General features: G+C 71.4%; 22 protein-coding genes. 3 read left to right on the top strand and 19 right to left on the bottom strand.

Going from position 1 to position 21757, the window contains the following annotated elements:
• Positions 1 to 21: 21 nt before the first annotated feature.
• The gene (locus KIH27_RS17830; RefSeq protein ID WP_214094302.1) at positions 22 to 705 is read left to right on the top strand and encodes a class I SAM-dependent methyltransferase; all 684 of its coding nucleotides are present in this window, start codon (positions 22 to 24) and stop codon (positions 703 to 705) included.
• A gap of 1 nt (position 706) precedes the next feature.
• Here KIH27_RS17830 and egtE read toward each other — a convergent pair whose 3' ends face one another.
• The 7 genes from egtE to KIH27_RS17795 all read right to left on the bottom strand — a co-directional run bounded on the left by egtE (position 707) and on the right by KIH27_RS17795 (position 7196).
• Positions 707 to 1774 carry an ergothioneine biosynthesis PLP-dependent enzyme EgtE gene (egtE, locus tag KIH27_RS17825; RefSeq protein ID WP_214094301.1) on the bottom strand — a complete coding sequence of 356 codons (1068 nt, stop codon included), beginning with the start codon at positions 1772 to 1774 and terminating at the stop codon, positions 707 to 709.
• The gene (egtD, locus tag KIH27_RS17820; RefSeq protein WP_214094300.1) at positions 1771 to 2736 is read right to left on the bottom strand and encodes an L-histidine N(alpha)-methyltransferase; all 966 of its coding nucleotides are present in this window, start codon (positions 2734 to 2736) and stop codon (positions 1771 to 1773) included. Before egtD ends, egtE begins: the two co-directional genes overlap by 4 nt.
• Entirely contained in the window at positions 2733 to 3425 is a 693-nt protein-coding gene (egtC, locus tag KIH27_RS17815; protein WP_214094299.1) for an ergothioneine biosynthesis protein EgtC, read from the bottom strand. The genes egtD and egtC overlap by 4 nt, the downstream gene beginning before the upstream one ends.
• Entirely contained in the window at positions 3425 to 4717 is a 1293-nt protein-coding gene (gene egtB / locus KIH27_RS17810) for an ergothioneine biosynthesis protein EgtB (RefSeq protein WP_214094298.1), read from the bottom strand. Before egtB ends, egtC begins: the two co-directional genes overlap by 1 nt.
• Complete coding sequence (egtA, locus tag KIH27_RS17805) at positions 4714 to 6000, bottom strand: ergothioneine biosynthesis glutamate--cysteine ligase EgtA (protein WP_214094297.1); 1287 nt, start codon at positions 5998 to 6000, stop codon at positions 4714 to 4716. The genes egtB and egtA overlap by 4 nt, the downstream gene beginning before the upstream one ends.
• A 115-nt stretch (positions 6001 to 6115) precedes the next feature.
• Positions 6116 to 6757, bottom strand: a complete 642-nt coding sequence (locus KIH27_RS17800; RefSeq protein WP_214094296.1) for a sensor domain-containing protein — start codon at positions 6755 to 6757, stop codon at positions 6116 to 6118.
• Between the two features lie 7 nt (positions 6758 to 6764).
• Positions 6765 to 7196 (bottom strand): Ohr family peroxiredoxin, encoded by a 432-nt coding sequence (locus KIH27_RS17795; protein WP_214094295.1) that lies wholly within the window; start codon positions 7194 to 7196, stop codon positions 6765 to 6767.
• A gap of 273 nt (positions 7197 to 7469) precedes the next feature.
• On the opposite strand from KIH27_RS17795, the gene KIH27_RS17790 reads away from it, so the two are divergent.
• Positions 7470 to 7661 carry a hypothetical protein gene (locus KIH27_RS17790; protein ID WP_214094294.1) on the top strand — a complete coding sequence of 64 codons (192 nt, stop codon included), beginning with the start codon at positions 7470 to 7472 and terminating at the stop codon, positions 7659 to 7661.
• A 21-nt stretch (positions 7662 to 7682) separates the two neighbouring features.
• Here the strand turns inward: KIH27_RS17790 and KIH27_RS17785 are convergent, their stop codons facing one another.
• The 3 genes from KIH27_RS17785 to KIH27_RS17775 form a co-directional block, all read right to left on the bottom strand.
• The gene (locus KIH27_RS17785) at positions 7683 to 8846 is read right to left on the bottom strand and encodes an NAD(P)/FAD-dependent oxidoreductase (RefSeq protein ID WP_214094293.1); all 1164 of its coding nucleotides are present in this window, start codon (positions 8844 to 8846) and stop codon (positions 7683 to 7685) included.
• A gap of 150 nt (positions 8847 to 8996) precedes the next feature.
• A complete protein-coding gene (locus KIH27_RS17780; RefSeq protein ID WP_250150319.1) occupies positions 8997 to 9362 on the bottom strand; it encodes a hypothetical protein in 366 nt (121 codons plus the stop codon).
• Positions 9363 to 9435: 73 nt separating this feature from the next.
• Positions 9436 to 10872 (bottom strand): wax ester/triacylglycerol synthase family O-acyltransferase, encoded by a 1437-nt coding sequence (locus KIH27_RS17775; RefSeq protein WP_214094292.1) that lies wholly within the window; start codon positions 10870 to 10872, stop codon positions 9436 to 9438.
• Positions 10873 to 10963: 91 nt separating this feature from the next.
• Between KIH27_RS17775 and fadD12 the strand changes: the two genes are divergently transcribed.
• Positions 10964 to 12592: an acyl-CoA ligase FadD12 gene (fadD12, locus tag KIH27_RS17770; RefSeq protein WP_250150318.1), complete on the top strand. Its 1629-nt coding sequence runs from the start codon at positions 10964 to 10966 to the stop codon at positions 12590 to 12592.
• Positions 12593 to 12598: 6 nt separating this feature from the next.
• Here the strand turns inward: fadD12 and KIH27_RS17765 are convergent, their stop codons facing one another.
• From KIH27_RS17765 to KIH27_RS17725, 9 genes are all read right to left on the bottom strand, one after another.
• Complete coding sequence (locus KIH27_RS17765) at positions 12599 to 13402, bottom strand: 1-acyl-sn-glycerol-3-phosphate acyltransferase (protein WP_214094291.1); 804 nt, start codon at positions 13400 to 13402, stop codon at positions 12599 to 12601.
• Between the two features lie 8 nt (positions 13403 to 13410).
• Complete coding sequence (locus tag KIH27_RS17760) at positions 13411 to 14280, bottom strand: alpha/beta fold hydrolase (RefSeq protein WP_307856927.1); 870 nt, start codon at positions 14278 to 14280, stop codon at positions 13411 to 13413.
• Positions 14281 to 14429: 149 nt separating this feature from the next.
• Entirely contained in the window at positions 14430 to 16427 is a 1998-nt protein-coding gene (locus KIH27_RS17755) for a PGRS repeat-containing protein (protein WP_214094289.1), read from the bottom strand.
• Between the two features lie 131 nt (positions 16428 to 16558).
• Positions 16559 to 17656: a DUF4185 domain-containing protein gene (locus tag KIH27_RS17750; protein ID WP_214094288.1), complete on the bottom strand. Its 1098-nt coding sequence runs from the start codon at positions 17654 to 17656 to the stop codon at positions 16559 to 16561.
• Positions 17657 to 17697: 41 nt separating this feature from the next.
• Positions 17698 to 18741 (bottom strand): aspartate-semialdehyde dehydrogenase, encoded by a 1044-nt coding sequence (locus KIH27_RS17745; protein ID WP_214094287.1) that lies wholly within the window; start codon positions 18739 to 18741, stop codon positions 17698 to 17700.
• Positions 18741 to 20006, bottom strand: a complete 1266-nt coding sequence (locus KIH27_RS17740; RefSeq protein ID WP_214094286.1) for an aspartate kinase — start codon at positions 20004 to 20006, stop codon at positions 18741 to 18743. Before KIH27_RS17740 ends, KIH27_RS17745 begins: the two co-directional genes overlap by 1 nt.
• A 134-nt stretch (positions 20007 to 20140) precedes the next feature.
• Positions 20141 to 20332, bottom strand: coding sequence for a hypothetical protein (locus KIH27_RS17735; RefSeq protein WP_214094285.1), 192 nt, complete (start codon positions 20330 to 20332; stop codon positions 20141 to 20143).
• A 118-nt stretch (positions 20333 to 20450) separates the two neighbouring features.
• Complete coding sequence (locus KIH27_RS17730; RefSeq protein ID WP_214094284.1) at positions 20451 to 20798, bottom strand: hypothetical protein; 348 nt, start codon at positions 20796 to 20798, stop codon at positions 20451 to 20453.
• Positions 20799 to 20828: 30 nt separating this feature from the next.
• A complete protein-coding gene (locus tag KIH27_RS17725; protein ID WP_214094283.1) occupies positions 20829 to 21551 on the bottom strand; it encodes a helix-turn-helix domain-containing protein in 723 nt (240 codons plus the stop codon).
• Between the last annotated feature and the right edge of the window lie 206 nt (positions 21552 to 21757).

The raw sequence follows: 21757 nt of genomic DNA, 5'->3' as shown, positions 1-21757 counted from the left end.
GAACTGGGTACAGTCGGGGGCATGCCGGAAGTGATGGATTGGGACGACGTCTACCGCGGGCAGGGTGGCTTCGAGGGGCCGCCGCCGTGGAACATCGGTGAACCGCAGCCGGAGTTGGCCGCGGTGATCGCGGCGGGCCAGGTCCGCAGCGACGTGCTCGACGCCGGGTGCGGCGTCGCGGAACTGTCGCTGGCGCTGGCCGCCCAGGGTCACACCGTGGTCGGGGTCGACCTGACGCCGACCGCAGTCGCCGCCGCGACCGCCGCCGCCCAGGAACGCGGCCTGACCACCGCGAGTTTCGTGCAGGCCGACATCACCACCCTCACCGGGTACGACGGCCGGTTCAACACGATCATGGACAGCACGCTGTTCCATTCGCTGCCGGTCGAGGGCCGCGACGGCTACCTGCGTGCCATGCAGCGCGCCGCCGCCCCCGGCGCGCACTACTACGTGCTGGTCTTCGCCAAGGGCGCCTTCCCCACCGACCTGGAGGCCAAGCCCAACGAGGTGGACGAGGCCGAACTGCGCGCCGCAGTCGGCCAGTACTTCGCGATCGACGAGATCCGGCCGGCGTTCATCCACGCCAACATCGCTCCGTTCCAGCACGGCGACGGTCCGGCGCCGGCGTTCCCGCCGCACGGCACCGATGAGAAGGGCCGGATGAAACTGCCCGCCTACCTGCTCAGCGCGCACAAGGCCGACTGAGTCAGGCCAGCGCGGCCGCGAGCACCGCCAGATCTTCAGCGACGGTGTCGACGTGCGGGGAGATCCGCAGCACCGGCGTCGTCAACTCCCCTGGGGCGCGTTCGATCCCGGCGGCGGTGGTGACGATGCGATGCTCGGCGATGAGCCGGGCCCGCACCGCCACCGGGTCGGCGCCGTTCGTGGGCGCCAGCGTGGTGATGGCACTGGGTTCATCGACCGGCTCCACGACCCGCCAGCCGGGCGCCGCTTCCAGCACCTGCCGGGTCAGGGTGCCCAGCTCGGCCAGCCGGGCCCGCACGGCGGCCGGCCCGGCGGCCAGGTGCTCCCCCAGCGCCACCGAAAACCCCACCCGCGCAGCCACATCCACGTCCCCGAGCCCCGGCGGCAGGCGTGGTCGCAGCCGGTCCGCCAACTCCGGTGTGACGGCCAGCGCCCCCGCCCCGCGCGGCCCGGCCAGCCATTTGCGTGACGACGAGTACACCGCGGCGGCGCCCACCGCACAGTCGACCTGCCCCAGCGCCTGGGCGGCGTCGACCACCAGCGGCACCCCCGCCACGCGGCACACCGGGGCCATCTCGCGCAGCGGCTGCACCACGCCGCGGTGGCTGCCGATCGCGGTGAGGTGCACCAGGTCGGGCGGGTCGGTCGCCAGCACGGCGGCGGCCTCGTCGATGAGCAGCCGACCGGCGCCGTCCACCGGCAGTTCGCGGCGTTGGAACCCGTTGGCGGCCATCACCGCCAGGTTCGGCCCGTACTCGCCGGGCAGGCAGGCCAGCGTGCGCCGCCCCGGCCAGCCGGACAGCAGCAGGTCCAGGGCGTTGAGCGAGCCGGTGGTGAACACCGTGTCGGCGCCGGCCATCCCGGTCAGGGCGCCGAACGCCGCCAGCCCCGCCTCCAGCGCGGGTGCCGCGGCCTCGGCGGCGACGTACCCGCCGACCTCCGCTTCGTGGCGGGCGTGGGCGGCGGCCGCCGCCAGCGCGGCGAAACTCTGCCGGGAGCACGCCGCACTGTCCAGGTGCAGCCCGGCGACCGGCGGGCGGGCGGCCCGCCAATCCGCCGCCAGGCTCACTTGACGGCCAGCGACAGCCCGAAATCACCGGCGGCGTCGGTCCACCACCGACTGCGCCGCAACCCGGCGGCGGCCAGTTCGGCGGCCACCTGCTCGGGGGTGAACTTGCAGGACACCTCGGTCAGCATCTCCTCGCCGGCGGCGAAGTCCACGGTCAAATTCAGGTCGCCGATCCGGACCCGCTGGGCGGTGCGCGCCCGCAGCCACATCTCGATCTGCCCGGCCGCGGCGTTCCACCGGGCCACGTGGTCGAACTCGTCGACGTCGAAATCGCCGTCGAGTTCCCGGTTGACCACCGCCAGCACGTTGCGGTTGAACGCGGCGGTGACCCCGGCCGTGTCGTCGTAGGCGCGCACCAGTCGCCCGGTGTCCTTGACCAGGTCGGTGCCGAGCAACAGGGTGTCGCCGGGCGCCAGCACTGCGGCCAGCGCCGCCAGGAACCGCGCCCGCGGTCCGGGGGTGAGGTTGCCGATCGTGGATCCCAGGAACACGAACAGTCGCCGCCCGCCGGCTGGGATCTCTTCCAGGTGCTGTTCGAAATCGCCGCAGACAGCCTGGATTTCGATCCCCGGGTAGTCCTCCGAGATCGCAGCACCGGCCATCGCCAGCACCGACGAGTCGACGTCGAACGGGACGAACCGACGCAAGGTTCCCGTCGCCCGCAGCGCGTCGAGCAGCAGCCGGGTCTTCTCCGAGGTGCCGCTGCCCAGTTCGACCAGGGTGTCCGCGCCGCTGGCCGCGGCGATCTCCGCCGAGCGGGCGCGCAGGATCTGCGCCTCCGCCCGGGTCGGGTAGTACTCCGGCAGCCGGGTGATCCGGTCGAACAGCTCACTGCCGACGTCGTCGTAGAACCATTTGGGCGGCAAGGATTTCGGTGTCTGCGTTAGCCCGTGCCGGACGTCGCGGCTCAGCGCGGCGCGGGCCGCGTCGGCCGCCAGGTGGTTGGCCAGGGAGACGCTCATGAAGTTCCTTCCAGCGGTGTGACGGTGACGGAGCCGGCGGTCACCTCGACCAGGTGCCGGTCGGGGATGTCCACCCAGCGCGGGTCGTCGTCGTAGGGTTCACTGGCCAGCACCACCCCGTCGTTGCCGTGCAGCATCGACAGCGTGTCCCCCCAGGTGGTGGCCAACAGCCGGGAGCCGTCCCCGGCCAGAATGTTCAGCCGCGCGGCCGGATCGGCAACACCGACCTCGATGACCGTCGCACCGAGCGCAGCCATCCCCCGCGCAAAGATGGTCGCCGCCAGAACCGCACTGTCGCAGACCGATTCGGCGCCGGCGCAGGTCGGCAGCACACCGCGGTCGACGACGCCGTTGTGCGACAGCAGCCAGCGCCCGTCGGTGAACGGCGCGGTGGCACTGGGTTCCACCGGCATGCCGACGGTGGCGGAGCGGACCGCGGCGACCACGCAGTGACTGCTCAGCGCCGGCGCCACCGACGCGAACGAGGCGTCGCCCCACAGCGGGGCGGCGCTGCGCCAGCGCCGCGGCACAGCCCCGTCGAAAAACCCGGCGCCCCAACCGTCGGCGTTCATCAGGCCGTGCCGCTGCCGGCGCGGCGCGTAGGACTGCACCAGCAGGCCGTGCGCCGGTTCGAGCATCAACTCGGCCAGTGAGCGCGGCGTGCCCAGCCATCCCAGGTGCCGGCACATCAGTCGGCCCCGTCCACCGACCAGGCCAGCCGCACCCCGGCGAAGATCTGCCGCCGGTACGGGTGGTCCCAGTTGCGGAAGCTGGGCCGCAGGATCTCGCGAGCCACCGCCCAGGAGCCGCCGCGCAGCACCCGGTAGTCGCCACCGAAGAACGGCTGGGTGTAGCGCTGATAGATCATCGGGGTGAAGCCCGGCCACGGCTGCAACTCCGAACTGGTCCACTCCCAGACGTCGCCGAGCAACTGCTCGACCCCGTACGCCGACGCCCCGGCCGGATACGCCCCGACCGGTGCCGGGCGCAGCGCCCCGCCGCCCAGATTCGCCAGCGCGGCAGTCGGTTCCGCCGCTCCCCACGGGTAGCGGCGCCGAGTCCGGGTCACCGGATCCCACGCGCAGGCTTTCTCCCACTCGATCTCGGTGGGCAGCCGGGCGCCGGCCCACGCCGCGTAGGCCTGCGCCTCGAAATAGCTGACGTGCTGCACCGGTTCGTCGCCGGGCAGCGCCTCCCACCGGCCGAACCGCAGTCGGCAGTCGTGGTCGGCGCCCCAGAACTGTGGCGCGGTCAGACCGGCCGCCACCCGGTGCTGCCAGCCGCGTTCGGTCCAGAACCGGGCGTCCCGGTAGCCACCGTCGTCGATGAACATCCGCCACTCGGCGTTGGTCACCGGCACCCGCCCGATCCGGAACGCCGGCACGTCGACGACGTGCGCGGGGCGCTCGTTGTCCAGCGAGTGCGGTTCGTCGGTTGCGTCGACGCCGAGGACGAACTCCCCGCCGGGCACCAGCACCGACTCCCCGGCCACATCGGGCCGCCCGGCCGGCAGCGGCTCGCCCGGACCCAGCAGTGGCGCCCCGGTGCGCAGGTTCAGTGCCTGCAGCATGGTCTCGTTGTGCTGGTGCTCGTGGCTGAGGATCAACCCGAACACGAAGTCGTGACCGAGCCCGTCGGGCAGCCCGTCGAGTGCGTCCAGCGCTTTGGATCGGACGGTCGCACAGTAGGTTCGGGCGCGCTCCGGGGCGAGCAGCGGCAGGTCGACCCGGCTGGCCCGGGAGTGGGTGAACGCGTCGTAGAGCCCTTCGACGTCAGCCGGCAGCAGCCCGGGCCGGTTCGGGTCGCCGCCGCGCAGCAGGAACAGTTCCTCCTGCTGACCGATGTGCGCCAGATCCCAGACCAGCGGGCTCATCAGCGGGTCGTACTGGCGGTGCAGTTCGGCGTCGTCGAAGTCCACGAGTGCCAGGGTTCGCTCGCGTGCCCGGGCCAGGTCGCGGGCCAGCACCTCCACCCGGTTCACCCGCACCCCCCGGCCAGTTCGGTCACCGCCGGCACCAGGCCGACCGAACGCACCCGGTCGTCGAAGTCGTCGGCCGGGCAGCGGCCGGATTCGACCATCCCGGCCAGCCGGTCCATGGCCGTCCGCAGCGTGTCCGGTGCCCGCTCGGCCGCCAGCGACACCAACCGGTTGGCCGCGGTGTACAGCCTCCGATCGGCCAGGCCGTCCCGCGCCGCGACGTCCCAGGCGGTCGCCACCGGGGCGACCGTCTCCGCGGCGGCACGCGCTAGGTCCGGCTCGTCGAGCAGCGCGGTCAGCGTGAACACGATCGCCGGCCACAGCATGTCGTCGACGCTGTCGAGGTAGCGGATCTCCAGCCAGCCGCGTGGACGCACCGGCGGGAACAGCGTCGTCAGGTGATACCGCAGATCGGCTTCGGTCGGACGGCGATCGCCGAGCAGCACCCGCCCGTCGGCCCAGTCGGCGAACGGCACGTACCGGGTGACCGGGATGGCGTCCGGGGCGTGCACCAGCATCACCGGCGCTTTCAGCGCGTAATGCGCCCAGTCGGCGGCAGGGTCGGTCCCGTCGACACCGAGGATCGGGCCGCACCGCGCCGAATCCAGCCGGCTCCACACCCGCTGCCGGGTGGATCGCCAGCCGGACGGCTCCCCGCCCAGCAGTGGGGAGTTGGCGCTGATCGCGACCATCACCGGGCCCAGCGCGTGTGCGAGCCGCACCCGGTCGGCCCACCCTGATCGCGGCCCGGCGTCCAGGTTGACCTGCACCGATGCCGTTGCCGTCATCATCGCCGCACCCGCCGAGCCGGTGTGGCTGGCGGCGAAGAAGCGTTCCATCGCGGCGTAGCGCGCGCCGGGGTTGATCCGCCGGGTGGGCCGCAGCGGGTCGGTGCCGAGCAGCACCAGGCCGAGCCCGGCGCCGGCGAACGCCGCCCGCAGCACCGCCCGGTCGGCGGCCATCGCCGCGATCGCCGCGGCCGGTCCGGCGGCCGGCGGGCTGGACAGTTCCACCGCGCCGCCCGGTTCGACGGTGACCGCGCTGCCGCCGGGCAGCCGCGGCAGTGTCCGCAGCACATCCTGGATCTCGGCCCAGCCGGGACGGCGGTGCGGGTCGGCCGGGTCGAAGCAGTGCGCCTCGATCTCCAGTCCGACCGTGCCCACCGGCCCGTCGCCCAGGCAGCCGTCGGCGATCATCCGGGCGGCCGCGGCCGCCCCGGCCAGTTCGGGGTCGTCGGCGCAGGACTGATCGGATCGTGCCGCCTGCGTCGCGGTGGCGAAGCCCATATCGACCCTTCCGGGCCCGCGCCGTGGTGCCACGGACCGCTGGTTAGTGCCGGCTACCCGGCCTGACCCTTTTCAACCTGCCACGCCTGTCAATATTTCTGCCCGGGTTCGCGCCTCACTGGCCCAGGATGTTCTGCATCGCACCGGCCAGCACGTCCACCGCCGGCCCGGCGTTGCCGGTCTGGCAGACCTTGGCCTGCAGCAGCACGTTCGCCCGCAGCCGGGTCTGGTTGAAGCAGCGCCGGTCGGTGTCGGCCTCCTGTTTGATCCAGGCCGCGTCGGCGGCGCCCGCCGGCCCGCCGGCGAACGACCACACCTGGGTGGCGCCGGTGTCCAGATGCATCGCGGTGGTCCGCCCGGAACAGCCGGCGGTGCGGTCGGTGACGCGGTGGAACGCCCGGGTCGCGGCGGCGTCGGTGGCGAACACCCCGACGGCCTGTTTGACCAGGTGGTTCTGGTCGGTGGCCGATGTCTGGGTGACCGCGCTGTTGTACGACGCCAGGTCGGGGTCGTTGTAGACCTCCGGCAGCCCGATGTCGGCCCAGTTGTTGCAGACCGGATCGTCCACCCAGTACCCCTGGTAGGGATAGCCGGACACCGATTCCCAGCCCATCGGGGCGCCGACGATGTTGCCGACCGACCCCTTCGGCAGCACCGCGTAGGACACCACGCCGGGTTCGGACGGTTTCGCCATTGCAACCGGAGCGACCGGGACGGCCGCCAGCCCGGCGACCACCAGCATCGCGGCGATACGCATTGCGCGCTTAGACCTTGGCCACCAGCGCGAAGTCACAGTTGCCGCGGATCGCCCGGGAGTACGGGCACATCTCGTGCGCCTCGGCCATCATCTCGTCGGCCTTGCCCTGCGGCACGCCCGGCAGGTAGCCGGTGATGGTGCCGGTCAGCCCGATCGAGTCGTCGAGGTCCTTGCCCAAGCCGACGGCGACGGTGACGGTGGCGTGCTCGTCGAGCATGACGACCGAGCGCTTGGCCACCAGCCGCAGCGCGCTGAGGAAGCAGGTGGCGTACGCGGCGGAGAACAGTTGCTCGGGGTTGATGCCGTCGCCCGGCCCGCCGAGTTCGCGCGGGTGGGCGGTTTTGAAGTCGATCAGGCCGTCCGCGGAGGTGACCTGTCCCCCGTCGCGGCCGTAACCGGCGGCGGTCGACTCTGCGGAGAAGATGACGCGCAGGCTCATGGCCACGATCATGCCAGGCCCGGGGTGGAGCCGTCAGCCGCGGTTGGCCGAAGACCCGCGGCCGCTGAATCAGCCACGACACCTTGCGCATTGATGGGGCCGCCGCCGGCGCAATCCGGCGTTCAGCCCTCCGGGGGTGATCCCCGGGACGTAGACTGACAGGGCGTCTTCCCAGGTCGGCCGGCCTACTTCGCGGCCGGATTCCAGTCCCTGCGGCACGGTCTGTCAGCGGTTCCCGACTTCGTGGGATGACTCGATCGTGAGGGGGCGGACATGTCCGTTGAGCGTATTCCGGCCGAGCAACTGCGCCCGGGCCAGCAATTCAAGACTCCCGACGGGCTGATCGCCTCGGTGGATCGCGTCTGTGTGGAGGGCCCGGCCAACGAGGTGGTGGTGGAGTACCGGTCGCCGAGCGTCACCGGCAGCGAGGTGTACCCGCCCGGCACGCTGATTCCGCTGGTCTGATCGGCCGCTGAACCCCCGGGCTCAGGCGCTGCGCCAGGCGGCACGCCAGTCGCGTTCCTCCTGCTGTTTGTCGGCGTACATCTGGGTCGACGGGGGGCTGAGCCGGATGTCGGGGTGCGGGTGGGCGAAGAAGTCGCCGAGGCCGCGGGTCGAGCGGTGGTCGCCGGTGTCGATGTAGCAGTAGCCGCGCCCGGACAGCGTCCCGGCCTGCGTGCTGCGGCCCAGGTGGTGCAGCACGCTGCGGGCGGCCGCCGCGGCGCCGTTGCGGGCGAAGGTCGCGGCCTTGGGCAGTGGGTGGCCGGACGACGACGCGATCACGGTGGTGTCGCCGACGGCCCAGATCCCCGGGTGCTCGGTCGCCATGGTCACCGGGTCCACCGCGATCCAGTCCGCGTCGCCGAGTTTGAGGGTGGGCTCGTGCGGCGGGATGAACACCAGCAGGTCATACCCGGTCGACGTCCCGTCGCGGAATTCGATCAGTCGGCCGTCGGCGTCGATGCGTGCGACGTCGTGTTCGCCGTGGAAGCCGATTCCGTTGGCGTTCAACATCTTCACCAGTTCCGGTCCGGCGTGCGGGCCGGCGGAGGGCATCGGGTTGCGTTCCGGGGTGTAGATCGCGATCTCGGTGGCGTCCCGGACGCCGGTGCTGCGCAGCAGATCCGCGGCGAGCAGAGTGCCCTCGTAGGGGGCGACCGGGCAGCGGTACGGCAGCGCCGTGATCAGGAAGACCAGCCGGCCGCCGGTGAAGGCCTGCAGTGCCCGGTGCGCGCCGGCCGCTGCGGCGGCACTGTAGTAGTGCACCGCCGTACCGCTGTCGACGGCGTCGCCGAGGCCGGGCACCCGGTCGATCGCGTTGCGGGCTCCGGTGGCGATGACCAGTGCGTCGAATCCGATGCGCCGGCCGTCGGCCAGTCCCACGGTGCGCCCGACGGGGTCGACGTCGCACGCGGACCCGGTGACGGTGCTGATGCCGGCGAGGGTGTCGGCGGCCGGCCGGATCGGGACGCTCGGCTCGTCGCGCCAGCCGCGCATCACCCAGGGCAGGGTGAATCCCAGGTAGTGGTCGAAGTCCTCGGCGACCAGGGTGATGTCGACGTCGGCGAGGTCCACGCCGGAGTCGCGGAGTTCCCGGACGACGCTGAGACCGCCGATACCGGCACCCAGGATGACGACATTGCTTGCCACTGCACGCTCCGTTCCGCTGAACTCAGCCCCGACTCCGAACCCCTCTGATACTATACCCCGTACGGTATCGGTCAAGTTTTGTGACAGCACAAACACCACGGCCGCCGCCCTTCGGGAGGGACGGCGGCCGTGGGGTCTGGGGCCGGGCGGTTACCGGCCGGGGCGAGCCGGCGGGGCCGGCGGCGCGGGCGGCGCCGGCGGTGTCGGCGCGGTCGCGGGCAGCTCATCCGGGCCGGGCATCATCAGCCCCGGACCCATCTCGTCCATCGGACCCCACCCGTGGTGCCCCTTGTGGAACATCGCGCCGGGTCCGTGGTGGCCGTGGTGGTGGCAGTGGTGGCCCTCGCCGCCCCGGAAGCCGCCACCGCTGGCCCAGACGCCGGCGAAGAAGATCGACGAGACGATGAAGACGATGCCGGCGACGATGACGACCCACGCGGCGAACCGGTAGAGCCAGTACGGCTTCGCCGGGGCGGCGGGCGGTGTCGAGGTGGTCGTGTCAGGTGTTTCGCTCATGGTTGGCATCATGCGGGACCAACCATCCGGCGCCGCTAGGTGGTAGCTGTGCGCCCGCTATGAGTGGGCGCCGCTAACGGATCGCCTCGGCCGCCGCCATCGCGGTGTCCACCCTGGTCAGCGCGGCGGGAAGGCCCGCTGCGACGCGGATCTCGGTGAACGCGTGGATCATCGCGTCGGTGACCTCGTGGGCGTCGCGCAGGGTGACGTCGTCGGTGAGCACCGAGATGTTGAGCTGGTCGACGTAGCTCCAGACCGTGATGTTCATGGCGCTGCCGGCGATCAGCGGCCCGACCGAGTAGAACTCCCGCAACATCGCGCCGCCGACATGACCGCGCTCCCGCGGCCCGGGCACGTTGGAGATCGTCAGGTTCTGCAGCGGGCTCTGCGACTTACGCGCCGACAGCCACCGGAACAGTCGCGGCGCGAAGGTCGGCGGCAGGTATTCCAGCCAGGACGCCAGCAGCCGCGGCCCCAGCAGCGTGAAGTCCTCCTTGGCGAACTGCGCGCCCAGCGAGGTCAGCCGCACCCGCTCCAGCGGGTCGTCCACCTGCACCGGCAGCGACACGTTCAGCGCACCCAGTTCGTTGCCGGAGAGCCGGTCCGGCGCGGTGTCCAGGCTCGCCGGCACCGACGCGATCACCGGCCGGTCCGCCCGCCCGTCGTAGCGCAGCATCAGCTCGCGCAGCGCCCCGGCTGCAGTGGCCAGCACCAGGTCGTTGATCTTGATCCCGAGCTGCTTCGCGGTCTGCTTGACGTCGACCAGCGCCAGCGTGGCACTGGCGAACTCCCGCCCCGGCGACAGCGTGTGGTTGAAGAACGTCGGCGCCGGGGAGAACCGGCCGGCCAGCTGCGGGTGCGGGCCGCGCCGCCGGGCCGCCCTGCGCAGCCGCCACACCCCCTCGCCGGTCTGGGCCAGCAGCCGCGGCAGCCCGGCGATCCGCCGCAGGTGGTCGGCGAACGCCACCGTCAGCAGCGCCCGCGCCGACGGCGGTGCGTCCGGTGGCGCCGGTTCCCGTTCGTCCTCGGCGGTGGCGGTGAACCGCATCGCCCGGGCCAGCAGGTTCGCCGACGCCACCCCGTCCGCCAGGGTGTGGTGGATCTTGACGACGACCGCCACCGAGCCGTCGGCCATGCCCTCCGCCACGTACATCACCCACAGCGGCCGGTCCCGGTCCAGCGGGGTGCTGGCGATCTCCCCGGTGAGCCGGTCGAGTTCGCGGCGCCCACCCGGGCTGGGCAGCCGGACGCTGCGCAGGTGGTAGTCCATGTCGATCGGGGCGTGCTCCAGCCAGACCGGGTGGTGCAGGTGCCACGGCACGTCGACGAGCTGGTAGCGGAACGGTTCGAGCAGATGCAGCCGCCGCCACAGCAGGTCGCGGAACAGGTCGAAGGTGAACTCACCGTTGAAGTGCGAGACGTCGATGACGCCGGTCTTGATGGTGTGGGTGTGCACGTTCGGGGTCTCGGTGTAGAGCAGCAGGGCGTCCATGCCGTGCAGTCGTTTCATCGCCCACCGCCGCTCGTCTCGCCGATGCCAACCAATTTAGCCGCGCTGACCTGCTGCGGCGTTGCTGTTGGGCTGGATAGCATCGAAGACCATGGCGGCGACGACGATGGCGGGTCGGCTGGCTCGGATTCGTGACATGGTGGCAACGCTGCGCCGGGCCGGGCTGATCGCCCCGCTGCGCCCTGACCGGTACGTGCGGATGATCGCCGCCATGCAACGCGAGAACCTGTCCACCACATCGGGTTTCGCCGCCGCGGCACGGCGGTGCCCGGACCGGCCGGGGCTGATCGACGAGTTGGGCACGCTGACCTGGCGGGAGCTGGATCGGCGCGCCGACGCGCTGGCCGCCGCACTGCAGGCCCTGCCGGGCGGGGCGCCGGCGGTCGTCGGGATCATGTGCCGCAACCATCGCGGTTTCGTCGAGGCGCTGGTGGCGGCCAATCGGATCGGCGCCGACGTGCTGCTGCTCAACACCTCGTTCGCCGGTCCGGCGCTGGCCGAGGTGGTGGCCCGCGAGGCCCCCGATGCCGTCATCTACGACGAGGAGTTCGGCGCAAGCGTCGAGCGGGCGTTCGCCGGGCTGCCGGACGCCACCCGGATCGTCGCGTGGACCGACAATCCGCAGCCGTGGACGGTCGAGGGCATGATCGCCGGGCACGACGGCAGCCGGCCCCACCGGCCCGGCCGCACCGGCAAGCTGATCCTGCTGACGTCCGGGACCACCGGAACACCGAAGGGCGCCAAGCGATCCGGCGGCGGCATCGGCGACCTGACGGCCACCTTGAAGCGCACCCCGTACCGGGCCGAGGAGACCACGGTGGTGATGGCGCCGATGTTCCACGCCTGGGGCTGGTCGCAGCTGGTGATGGCGGCGACGCTGGCGTGCACGATCGTCACCCAGCGCAGGTTCGACCCGGAGGCGACGCTGGCGCTGATCGACCGCTACCGCGCGACGGGGCTCTCCGTGGTGCCGGTGATGTTCGACCGGATCATGGAGTTGCCCGCTGACGTTCGCGCGAAGTACGACTGCCGGTCGCTGCGGCTGGCGGTGGCGTCGGGGTCGCGGATGCGCCCGGAGGTGGTGACGGCGTTCATGGATGCGTTCGGCGACGTGATCTACAACAACTACAACGCCACCGAGGCCGGCATGATCGCCACCGCGACCCCGGCCGACCTGCGGGTGCGCCCCGACACCGCGGGCCGCCCGGCCGAGGGCACCGAGATCCACATCCTGGACGCCGATTTCAACGATCTGCCGATCGGAGAGGTCGGCCAGATCTTCGTGCACAACACCACCGGTTTCGACGGGTACACCTCGGGGACCACCAAAGACTTCCACGCCGGGTTCATGGCGTCGGGCGACCTGGGCTACCTCGACGACGCCGGACGGCTGTACGTGGTGGGCCGCGACGACGAGATGATCGTCTCCGGTGGCGAGAACGTCTACCCGATCGAGGTGGAGAAGGTGCTGACCGGGCATCCCGCGGTCGCCGAGGCGACCGTGCTCGGCGTCGACGACGAGCAGTTCGGGCAGCGACTGGCAGCGTTCGTCGTGCCGCGACCCGGGGCGACCGTCACCGCCGACGAACTCAAGCAGCACGTGCGCGACAACTTGGCCGGCTACAAGGTGCCGCGCGAAGTCCTGCTGCTGGATCGGTTGCCGCGCAATGCAACCGGGAAGATCGTGCGCACCGACCTGTTGGCCCGCATCAACCCCTGAGCCGTCTCAGCCGATGACCGGGAATCCGCGGTGCGCGGCCAGGTCGTCCAGTGCCCGCTGCATCCGGGTGCGCACCTCGTGATCCACTTCGTCGATCACCGGGTCCGGTCCGAATTCGCGTTCGAGATGGATCGGTTCCAGGATGCGGGTGACGATCTTGGACGGCATCGGCAGGTTCGGGGCGAACCCACTGGACAGCCCGAACGGGAACCCGACGACGATCGGGCAGACCTTGAGCCGCAGCAGGGTGTCCAGTCGCAGCAGGCGGGCCAGCCACTCACCGCGGGACAGGATCAGGAATTCCTCCTGCCCGCCGATGCTGACCACCGGCACGATCGGCACCCCGGCCTCCAGGGCGATGCGCACGTAGCCGGTGTGGCCGGCGAAGTCGATGCGGGCGGCGTCGCGGGTCGGCCGGAACACGTCGTGGTCGCCGCCGGGGAACACCATCGTCGTCGCACCGGAGCGCAGCGCGGCCAGTGCGTTGTCCCGGTTGGCGGGCAGGAACCCGGCCCGGCCCAGCACCGATCTCCCGGCCAGCAGCAGTCCGTCGTGGGCGAGGACGTAGAACGGTCGCCGGCCACCGAACCGGTCGTGGAACGCGACCGCGACCACCGGGACGTCCATCGGCACCATCCCGCCGGAGTGATTGGACACCAGCAGCGACCCACCAGGCGGAATGTGCTGCAGCCCTTGCACATCGGAGCGGAAATAGTATTTGACGGCCAGTCGCAGCAGCGGCATCAACCGGTCCACATAGGCCGCGTCGCGCAGCGCCAGCCAGCTGACACTGTCCGCGGGGCCTGCCATCGGGCGCGTCAGCTCGCGGTGGCCCGGCGGCGACGGCGGCGGCCATTCGCGCGGGCCAGCACCGACTCGACCGCGGTGTGCAGTCCCGGGGTGAACGCCTCGTGCCCCAGGGTGCAGCAGGCGTGCCCGGCGTCGACGGTGATGACCTCGGCGCCGGGGATCTGCTCGGCCATCCAGCGCTGGTGCCGCGGTGAGATGAACTTGTCCCGCGCCGGGATCAGCACCGCGGTGGGCACGTCGATCTCGGCGAGCCAGGACCGTGAGTCGAAGCGGACGATCTCGGCCAGGGTGCGCAGCATCGCGCCGGGGCTGGTCGCGCGGAATTCGCCGAACGCCCACAGGTAGGGGTGCGGGACTTCGGCACCGGCTTCGGCGGGGGCGGCCGGGGCACCCGCTTGCGGGCTGAACGCCTCCAGCACTCCGGCGAACAGGCTGGTGCCGATCCGCATGGGCAGGCCCTCGGCGAACGTCGCCGCACCCGCGCAGAGCACCAGCGCGTCGACCCGGTGCCGGTGTCGCCGCCAGGCCAGTTGGGCGACCAGCGATCCCATCGAGAACCCGACCGGGATGAACGTGTCGATGCCCAGCGCGTCGGCGAGTGCCACCGCGTCGTCGGCGGAGTCCTCCAGCAGCAGCCGCGGCGAGGCGATGCCCGCGCCGTGGCCGCGCATGTCGAAGATCACGACCCGGCCGAAGCGTCGCATGGTCTCCAGAGACGGATACCAGGTGAGCATGCCGGTGCAGGCCACCGAGTGCAGCATCAGGAACGTCGGCGCCTTGCGCGGTCCCTTGACCGGGCCGGTGTCCAGGACGTAGGTGCTGCCGCGACCGGGGAGTTCGATGGTCCGCCCAGCCAACTGTTCGCGAGGCGCAGCCACGTCGGGCAGGCTCGCCCGGAGTGCCGAGGGCAAGCCGAACATAACGTTGATTATGCCATTGAAGCATGGGCGAGGCGGCTGATACGCGCAACGACGCGGGCCCACCCGGCGGGATACGCCGGATGGGCCCGAGACGGTGTGGATCAGGGTCAGAACTTGAGCAGGTTGCCGAGGCCGCTGAACAGGCCACTGATCGTCTTGGTGAGACCGCTGAGCAGACCGCCGCTGCTCTGGCCGCCGGTGAGGCCGCCGACCGTGTTGGTCACGGTGCCCGTGACATTGCCCAGCGTGTTGTCGACAGTTCCGGTCACATTGCCCACCGTGTTGCCGACGGTGCCGGTGACATCGCCCACCGTGCTGGTGACGGTGCCGGTGACATCGCCCACCGTGCTGCTCACCGGGTCGCTCGGGGTGGTGCCACCAGCCGGGGTTCCGGCGTTGCCGCCGGGCAGGCTGACGACACTCGGTCCGGTGGCGCCCGGATCACCGGCGCTGCCTGCAGCACCCTCGCCGCCCGCAGCACCGGTGCCCTCGGCGCCGACGCCGCCGGCACCGCCGCTACCGCTGTCACCGGCCGCACCGCCGGCACCGCCCGCACCACCGGAATCACCGGTGGAGATCACAGCCGCGCCGCCGTTACCGCCGTTGCCGCCGTCACCGGCCGCACCACCGTCACCGCCCGCGCCACCGACACCGGCCACCGAGGTGCCACCGACGCCGCCGGTCGCACCGTCACCACCGGCGCCACCGGTGCCACCGGCCTGGCCGGCGCCGAGCAGCGAGCTGGCACCCAGGCCGCCGACGCCACCGTCACCGCCGGCACCGCCGACGCCACCGGCGCCACCGGTCGCGGTCCCCAGCGCCGCACCACCCGCGCCGCCGACACCGCCGTCACCGCCGAGGCCGCCGTTGCCGGCATGGGTGACCGTAATGCCCGCGAGGCTGAGCGTGCCGAGGGCTCCGGCGCCGCCGGTCCCGCCCGCACCGCCGGTGCCGCCGACCCCGCCGTTGCCGTCACCACCACCGACACCGGACTGGCCGAAGAAGCCGCCCTGACCCGCCGCGCCACCGGCGCCGCCCTCGCCACCGGTACCACCGGCCGCACCGTCGCCGCCCTTGCCGCCGTCGCTGAGGATGCCGGGCATCCCGCTACCGCCCTCGCCGCCGGTACCGCCCTGGCCACCGACACCGCCGACGCCACCGTTACCGCCGTCGCTGAAGAAGCCCGTCCCGGCACCGCCGGCACCGCCGACGCCGCCTTCGCCACCGGTGCCACCGGCGGTCGCCGCGGTGAGCGTGGTGCCGAGCAGGCCGGCCTGGCCGGTCGAGCCCAGGCCGCCGACGCCGCCCGCACCACCGTCGCCACCGTCGCCGCCGAACAGGCCGCCGGAGCCGCCCACGCCACCGGCTCCACCGTTGGAGTTGGCCAGCCCCAGCGAGGTCAGCAGGCCGCCCGTGGCCCCGGTACCACCGGCACCGCCCTCGCCGCCGTCACCGATGAAGCCGCCCGCGCCGCCGGCACCGCCGTCGGCGCCCAGGCCGCCGGTGCCGCCGTCGCCGCCGTTACCGCTGCCGCCGCCGGCCCCGCCGACGCCACCGGCGTGCCCGGCGACGGTGGAGTCCCAACCGTTGCCGCCGTCGCCGAAGATGATGCCGCCCTGACCACCGTCGGGGTGCAGTTCGGTGCCGTCGATGCCGTTACCGATCAGCGGGCGGTCCATCGTCGCCAGGAACGGCTGGTTCATCGTGGCCAGCCACGACGAGTTCTCCGAGATGTAGTCCTGCTCGAAGCCGTGCAGCGCCTGGTAGAAGTCCTGGAACAGGCTGCCGTCGGCCGCGCTGCCGGACACGGCGCTCGGGTCGAGGGAGTCCAGGCCGGGGACCTCGGCGCTGCCGGACAGCGCGCTCGGGTCGAACGAGTCCAGGCCCGGGATGTCGGTGTTCCCCGCCATCGCACCCGGGTCGATGAAGTCGATCAGGTCGTCGAAGCCGAAGTCGGCGTTCGCCGGGGCGATACCGCCACCCAGTCCGGCCAGGCCGATGCCGGCCGCCAGCGACGAGGCGGCCGCCAGGCCGCGGACGGAGAAGCCCGGCCCCTGCCGGTCGGTGCTGCTGTGATTACGGCGCGCGTCCATACGCTGAACCATGATTATCCCCCAGATACCTTTCGTCGCGGTTCTCCCTGGAACCTCAGAGAAACTATGACTCTCGGTATGTTGAGGTCAATTTGAGAGCTGGACTGTACGGAATCTGCCAGGAACAACCGGGCCGGTTGGCGTCACGACCACGGCTTGAACGGGTTCACCGCGAACTGGATCACCCGGTACGGCGCCCGCTCCCGCGGCGTGGTGTTCCATTGGCTGACGAAAATCCGCAGCTCATCGAGGGTGGATCCCGGCGAGATGTAGCCGCCGTAAGGCTGCGCCAGGGTGTTGTCGAACGGTGCCGGCAAATTCTCGGCCGGCTCCGGCCAGTCCGCGTGCCGCACCACGGTTGTTACCGGGGCACTGCCCAGGAGCGTCGGCTCGTACGCCACCCGGACCTCCATGTCGCCGGTGGTGCCGTTGAAGTAGGACAGCACCGGCTTGCCGTCGACCTGACGCAGGCTGAGCTCACCGACCGGGTCCCCCCACAGCGGCGTCGGCTTGTGCCCCCACCCGGCGCCGGCCGCCCAGCCCTGCCAGGCGGACCGGTCGGTGAACTTCGCCGGGGCGACCCGGTACAGCGTGACCGGTGCGCTGCGATCGAAATTGTTCGCGACGAGGTAGACCCATCCGGTGGCTGACTCCGGGGTGGGGATCGGGTCGTAGTAGCCGCTGATCTGGGACTGCCCGGAATCCTGGTAGGCCCCGTCGCGCACCGAGCCGGCGACCGTCGGCCAGCCGTCCTGCGCCGGGTCGGCTTTCACCAGCCGCGACGTCTGCGGCTTGAGCATCTTGGTGGTGGTCACCATCAGGTAGTTGGTGCGGTTGATCGAGATCACTCCGGCCGGCAGCTGGGAACACCCGGGCGGAGCCGGGTCGGCCAGCAGCGGCCGGCGCGCGCCGCTCACCCCGACATAGCGGATCCCCGCGGGGTCGTCGACCGAGTCCGGATCCACCCGCAGCGCGATCGGCGAATACCAGCCGCCGTAGCCGACCCCCTGCCCGGCGAAGGAGTCCCCGCAGATCTGCAGCACCGCGCTGGGGAACTCCATGAACTCGCACAGGTCGGTGGCGCCGATCCCGTAGTCGGCGGTGGCGGTTCCGGTGCCGGCGCTCGGACCGATCCGCATCACCTGCCCCTCGGCCAGCGGCCACAGCACCGGCCGCGGCATCGGCGAGGGCGGATCGGCACGCACCGGACACGGCGTCACCAGCGCCGTCAGCAGCAGCATCGGGAGAGCCAGCCGGATCCGGCACCGGCCCACCCGGCGGGTCACCGTGCGGCGGCGAGCAGTTCGGCGATCTGAATGGTGTTGAGCGCCGCGCCCTTGCGCAGGTTGTCGCTGGAGACGAACAGTGCCAGCCCGCGCCCGTCCGGCACCCCGGGGTCGACCCGGATGCGCCCGACCAGCGAGTCGTCGACGCCGGCGGCGGCCAGCGGGGTCGGCACGTCCACCAGCTCCACCCCGGCCGCGTGGGACAGCAACTCGGTGGCGCGCTCCGGGGAGATCGGCCGGGCGAACTCGGCGTTGATCGACAGCGAGTGCCCGGTGAACACCGGCACCCGCACGCAGGTCCCGCTGACCAGCAGGTCGGGGATGCCGAGGATCTTCTGGCTCTCGAACCGCAGTTTCTGGTCCTCGTCGGTCTCGCCGGAGTCGTCGTCGACGTAGCTGCCCGCCAGCGCCACCACGTTGAACGCGATCGGCGCGACGTACTTGTTCGGCGCCGGGAAGTCCACCGCGCCGCCGTGGTGCACCAGGCCCTCGGCGCCGTCGGACACCGCGCGCACCTGCGACGCCAACTCCTGCACGCCGGCCAGCCCGCTGCCGGAGACCGCCTGATAGGTGGAGACGATCAGCCGGGTCAGGCCCGCCTCGTCGTGCAGCGGCTTGAGCACCGGCATCGCCGCCATCGTGGTGCAGTTCGGGTTGGCGATGATGCCCTTCTTCAGCGGCAGCGCGTCGAGCACGTCGCGGGTGAAGTTGACCTCGGACACCACCAGCGGCACATCCGGATCCTTGCGCCACGCCGACGAGTTGTCGATGACGGTCACCCCGGCGGCGGCGAACCGCGGCGCCTGCACCTTGGACATGGCACCACCGGCGGAGAACAGTGCGATGTCCAGCCCGGACGGGTCGGCGGTCTCGGCGTCCTCGACGACGATCTCGGTGCCGCGGTAGGGCAGGGTGCGTCCCGCCGAGCGCGACGACGCGAAGAACCGCACGGTGTCGGCCGGGAAGTCACGCTCCGCCAGCAGGGTGCGCATGACCTGGCCGACCTGGCCGGTGGCCCCCACCACTCCGATGGAAACCATTAGCGGCCCGTCCCGCCGTACACGGTGGCCTGTTCGTCGCTGCCCAGGCCGAACGCCTCGTGCAGCACCACCACGGCCTTGTCCAGGTCGGCTTCGGCGACCAGCACCGATATCCGGATCTCCGAGGTGGAGATCAGGTCGATGTTGATGCCGGAGTCGGCCAGCGTCTCGCAGAACGTCGCCGTCACACCGGGGTGGCTGCGCATCCCGGCGCCGATCAGCGACACCTTGCCGACCTTGTCGTCGTACAGCACCTCTTTGAAACCGATGTCGGCACTGAGGGATTCGAGCTTGGCGACGGCGGCGGGCCCGTTGTCGCGCGGGCAGGTGAAGGTGATGTCGGTCTTGCCTCCCTCCACCTTGGAGACGTTCTGCAGCACCATGTCGATGTTGATGTCGGCGTCGGCGACGGCGCGGAAGATCTTGGCCGCGTAACCGGGCAGGTCGGGGATGCCGACGACGGTCACTTTGGCTTCGCTCTTGTCGTGTGCGACTCCGGTGAGGATGGCGTCTTCCATGGGGATGTCCTTGATCGATCCGGAAACGATGGTGCCGGGCTTGTCCGAGTACGACGACCGGACGTGAATCGGCAGGTGGTAGCGGCGGGCGTACTCCACGCAGCGCAGCATCAGCACCTTGGCGCCGCAGGCGGCCAGTTCGAGCATCTCCTCGAAGGTGACCGTGTCCAGCCGCTTGGCGTTCGGCACGATCCGCGGGTCGGCGCTGTAGATGCCGTCGACGTCGGTGTAGATCTCGCAGACGTCGGCCTTCAGCGCCGCCGCCAGCGCCACCGCGGTGGTGTCGGAGCCACCGCGGCCCAGCGTGGTGACGTCCTTGGTGTCCTGGCTGACGCCCTGGAAACCGGCGACCAGCACGATCTGATCCTCACCGAGGGCGGCCTGCAGCCGACCCGGGGTGACGTCGATGATCTTGGCCTTGCCGTGGGCGCCGGTGGTGATCACCCCGGCCTGCGAACCGGTGAAGGAGCGGGCCTGGCAGCCCAGTTCCTCGACGGCCATCGCGACCAGCGCGTTGGAGATCCGTTCCCCAGCGGTGAGCAGCATGTCCAGCTCGCGAGCCGGCGGGGCCGACGACACCTGCTGAGCCAGGTCCAGCAGCTCATCGGTGGTGTCGCCCATCGCCGAGCAGACCACGACGACGTCGTTGCCGGCCTGTTTGGTCGCGACGATGCGCTCAGCGACCCGGCGGACCCGGTCGGCGTCGGCCACCGACGATCCGCCGTACTTCTGTACGACGAGCGCCACTATATTGATCCCTTCCCGGTCAGGGTCGAAGTTCAGAACAGGATACGTGGGCCACTGCGCGCCGCACGAAGCCGCTGACCTGAGGTATGGGATATCGCCCGGAACGCCTATCGCGGTGAGCTGCGCAACAGCCGCTACATGGCGAGCCGGTCCGCCCAGGCGTGCACCTCGGTGTCGCTGCCGATCAGTTGGCTTCGCAGTTCCAGCTGCGGCGTGTACAGCGACCCGACCCACTGGCCCGCCTCGAAGTCGACCCGCAGCACGGATCCATCGGGTTGCCGGTGATGCCCCGTGGGCATCAGCATCGCGTGCTCTAGGTACGACATGTGCGGGCTCCCTTCCGATTTCGCATCCCTGCGATCGATTAGGCGCCCATCTGCCTCCTGGCACAAGATCGCGGTCCACTGACTGGACCGGCGTGCCGAACGCATTCGTCGTGACGGATCACCAGGCGACGGTGTCGGTGTTCGTCCAGCGGACACCGGTCTCGTCGTCGGGGTCGGGCAGGCTGTCGGTGGCCGAAATGCACAGCGACCCATGCGGTGTCGGCGCCGGGATTCCGATCGCCAGCGCACCGGACCGGTCGGCGTCCTGTTGGACGAAGGTGCTGGTCCCATCCGGGCCGATCATCCGGATGGTCACCTCGGAGCCCGGCAGGAAGCCACGGCCGGTGACGAGCAGTTGCGGTGTCATCGCCCGGGCCGTGATCGTGGGCCCGTTACCGGCGGCCCCCATGTCCTCGCTCCAATCCGGCGGGCGGACTCTCCTGCCACACCCCGATTGGACGCTCACGCCGCCCACTTCGGCAACACCTCAGTCCGGTCAGCGGACCGGCGCGCCGTCGCAGGCGCGGCCGATCTGCTCGGCGGCGGAGATCACCGCATCCTTCAACCTTGGCGGCACAACGGCTTCCACGACGATCGCACCCACCGCCGCGGCGGGCAGCCCGTCGGACCGCCGCACCGGCGCGGCGATCCAGCCGAAGCCGCCGGTGGCGCCCCGATCGTCGGCAACCACTTCCCGCCAGCCCGGCAGGTCCGACGGGCGCCGCCACCGGCACGCCGGAAACCCAGGACCGTCGGTGTCGTAGCAGGCCAGCAGCGCCCGGCCGATCGCGGTGCGCGGAAGCCGGACCGCATCCAAATCGACCGGCGGCAGCCAGGATTGGCTGCGGCCCACGGTGGCGGTCACCAGATGGCCGCGGCCCTCGCAGAGCACGTACACCGCTGCGGCGGTCTGGGCGAGCGCCGCCAGTGTGCGGACCCAGGCGTAGGCGGCCTGGCGGAGTTGGGGGTCCGGCTGCCAACAGCGCCCCAGTCGGGCCACGGCCGGACCGATGAAATAGCGCTGCCCGATGCGCTGCACCGCATCGACGCTGACGAGTTGCTCCGCAAGGCGGTGGACGGTGGACTTCGCCAGCCCGGTCTGGTGGGCGAGGTCGGTCAGACCAAGCCCGGCGTCGGCGTGCCCGAGCACGTCGAGAATCTCGAACGCTCCGGTGAGCACGCCGCGGTGGCAGCCGGCGATCTCGGTGAGCGCATTCATCTGCAGGCCTTCCTCGGCCACTGTATTTTTGACGGCAACGTCAAATGGGCCGGCCTCACAACTGGTCGTCGGACTCACCCCTTACCCCTGGTCACGACTCGCGGGTTGCGACTCGCTTTTCTTATGTTCAAGTGACGTCGAAAGGTGTCTACTTGACGTATGACTTCGTGATTAACATCGTGATTGCAGCAGGTCCAGATTGAGGT

Origin of the sequence: Mycolicibacter acidiphilus (genome assembly GCF_018455725.1) — a bacterium.
GTDB classification, from domain to species: Bacteria; Actinomycetota; Actinomycetes; order Mycobacteriales; family Mycobacteriaceae; genus Mycobacterium; species Mycobacterium acidiphilum.
This window is presented reverse-complemented; position numbering and strand designations above follow the sequence as displayed.

Coding starts and splice junctions, on each gene's coding strand:
- KIH27_RS17830 (WP_214094302.1), top strand. CDS start 22: ATGCCGGAAGTGATGGATTGGGACGACGTCTACCGCGGGCAGGGTGGC.
- KIH27_RS17725 (WP_214094283.1), bottom strand. CDS start 21,551: ATGAATGCGCTCACCGAGATCGCCGGCTGCCACCGCGGCGTGCTCACC.
- KIH27_RS17735 (WP_214094285.1), bottom strand. CDS start 20,332: ATGTCGTACCTAGAGCACGCGATGCTGATGCCCACGGGGCATCACCGG.
- KIH27_RS17745 (WP_214094287.1), bottom strand. CDS start 18,741: ATGGTTTCCATCGGAGTGGTGGGGGCCACCGGCCAGGTCGGCCAGGTC.
- KIH27_RS17790 (WP_214094294.1), top strand. CDS start 7,470: ATGTCCGTTGAGCGTATTCCGGCCGAGCAACTGCGCCCGGGCCAGCAA.
- KIH27_RS17775 (WP_214094292.1), bottom strand. CDS start 10,872: ATGAAACGACTGCACGGCATGGACGCCCTGCTGCTCTACACCGAGACC.
- KIH27_RS17795 (WP_214094295.1), bottom strand. CDS start 7,196: ATGAGCCTGCGCGTCATCTTCTCCGCAGAGTCGACCGCCGCCGGTTAC.
- KIH27_RS17780 (WP_250150319.1), bottom strand. CDS start 9,362: ATGAGCGAAACACCTGACACGACCACCTCGACACCGCCCGCCGCCCCG.
- KIH27_RS17750 (WP_214094288.1), bottom strand. CDS start 17,656: ATGCTGCTGCTGACGGCGCTGGTGACGCCGTGTCCGGTGCGTGCCGAT.
- KIH27_RS17765 (WP_214094291.1), bottom strand. CDS start 13,402: ATGGCAGGCCCCGCGGACAGTGTCAGCTGGCTGGCGCTGCGCGACGCG.
- KIH27_RS17800 (WP_214094296.1), bottom strand. CDS start 6,757: ATGCGTATCGCCGCGATGCTGGTGGTCGCCGGGCTGGCGGCCGTCCCG.
- egtD (WP_214094300.1), bottom strand. CDS start 2,736: ATGAGCGTCTCCCTGGCCAACCACCTGGCGGCCGACGCGGCCCGCGCC.
- fadD12 (WP_250150318.1), top strand. CDS start 10,964: ATGGCGGCGACGACGATGGCGGGTCGGCTGGCTCGGATTCGTGACATG.
- KIH27_RS17755 (WP_214094289.1), bottom strand. CDS start 16,427: ATGGTTCAGCGTATGGACGCGCGCCGTAATCACAGCAGCACCGACCGG.
- egtA (WP_214094297.1), bottom strand. CDS start 6,000: ATGGGCTTCGCCACCGCGACGCAGGCGGCACGATCCGATCAGTCCTGC.
- egtC (WP_214094299.1), bottom strand. CDS start 3,425: ATGTGCCGGCACCTGGGATGGCTGGGCACGCCGCGCTCACTGGCCGAG.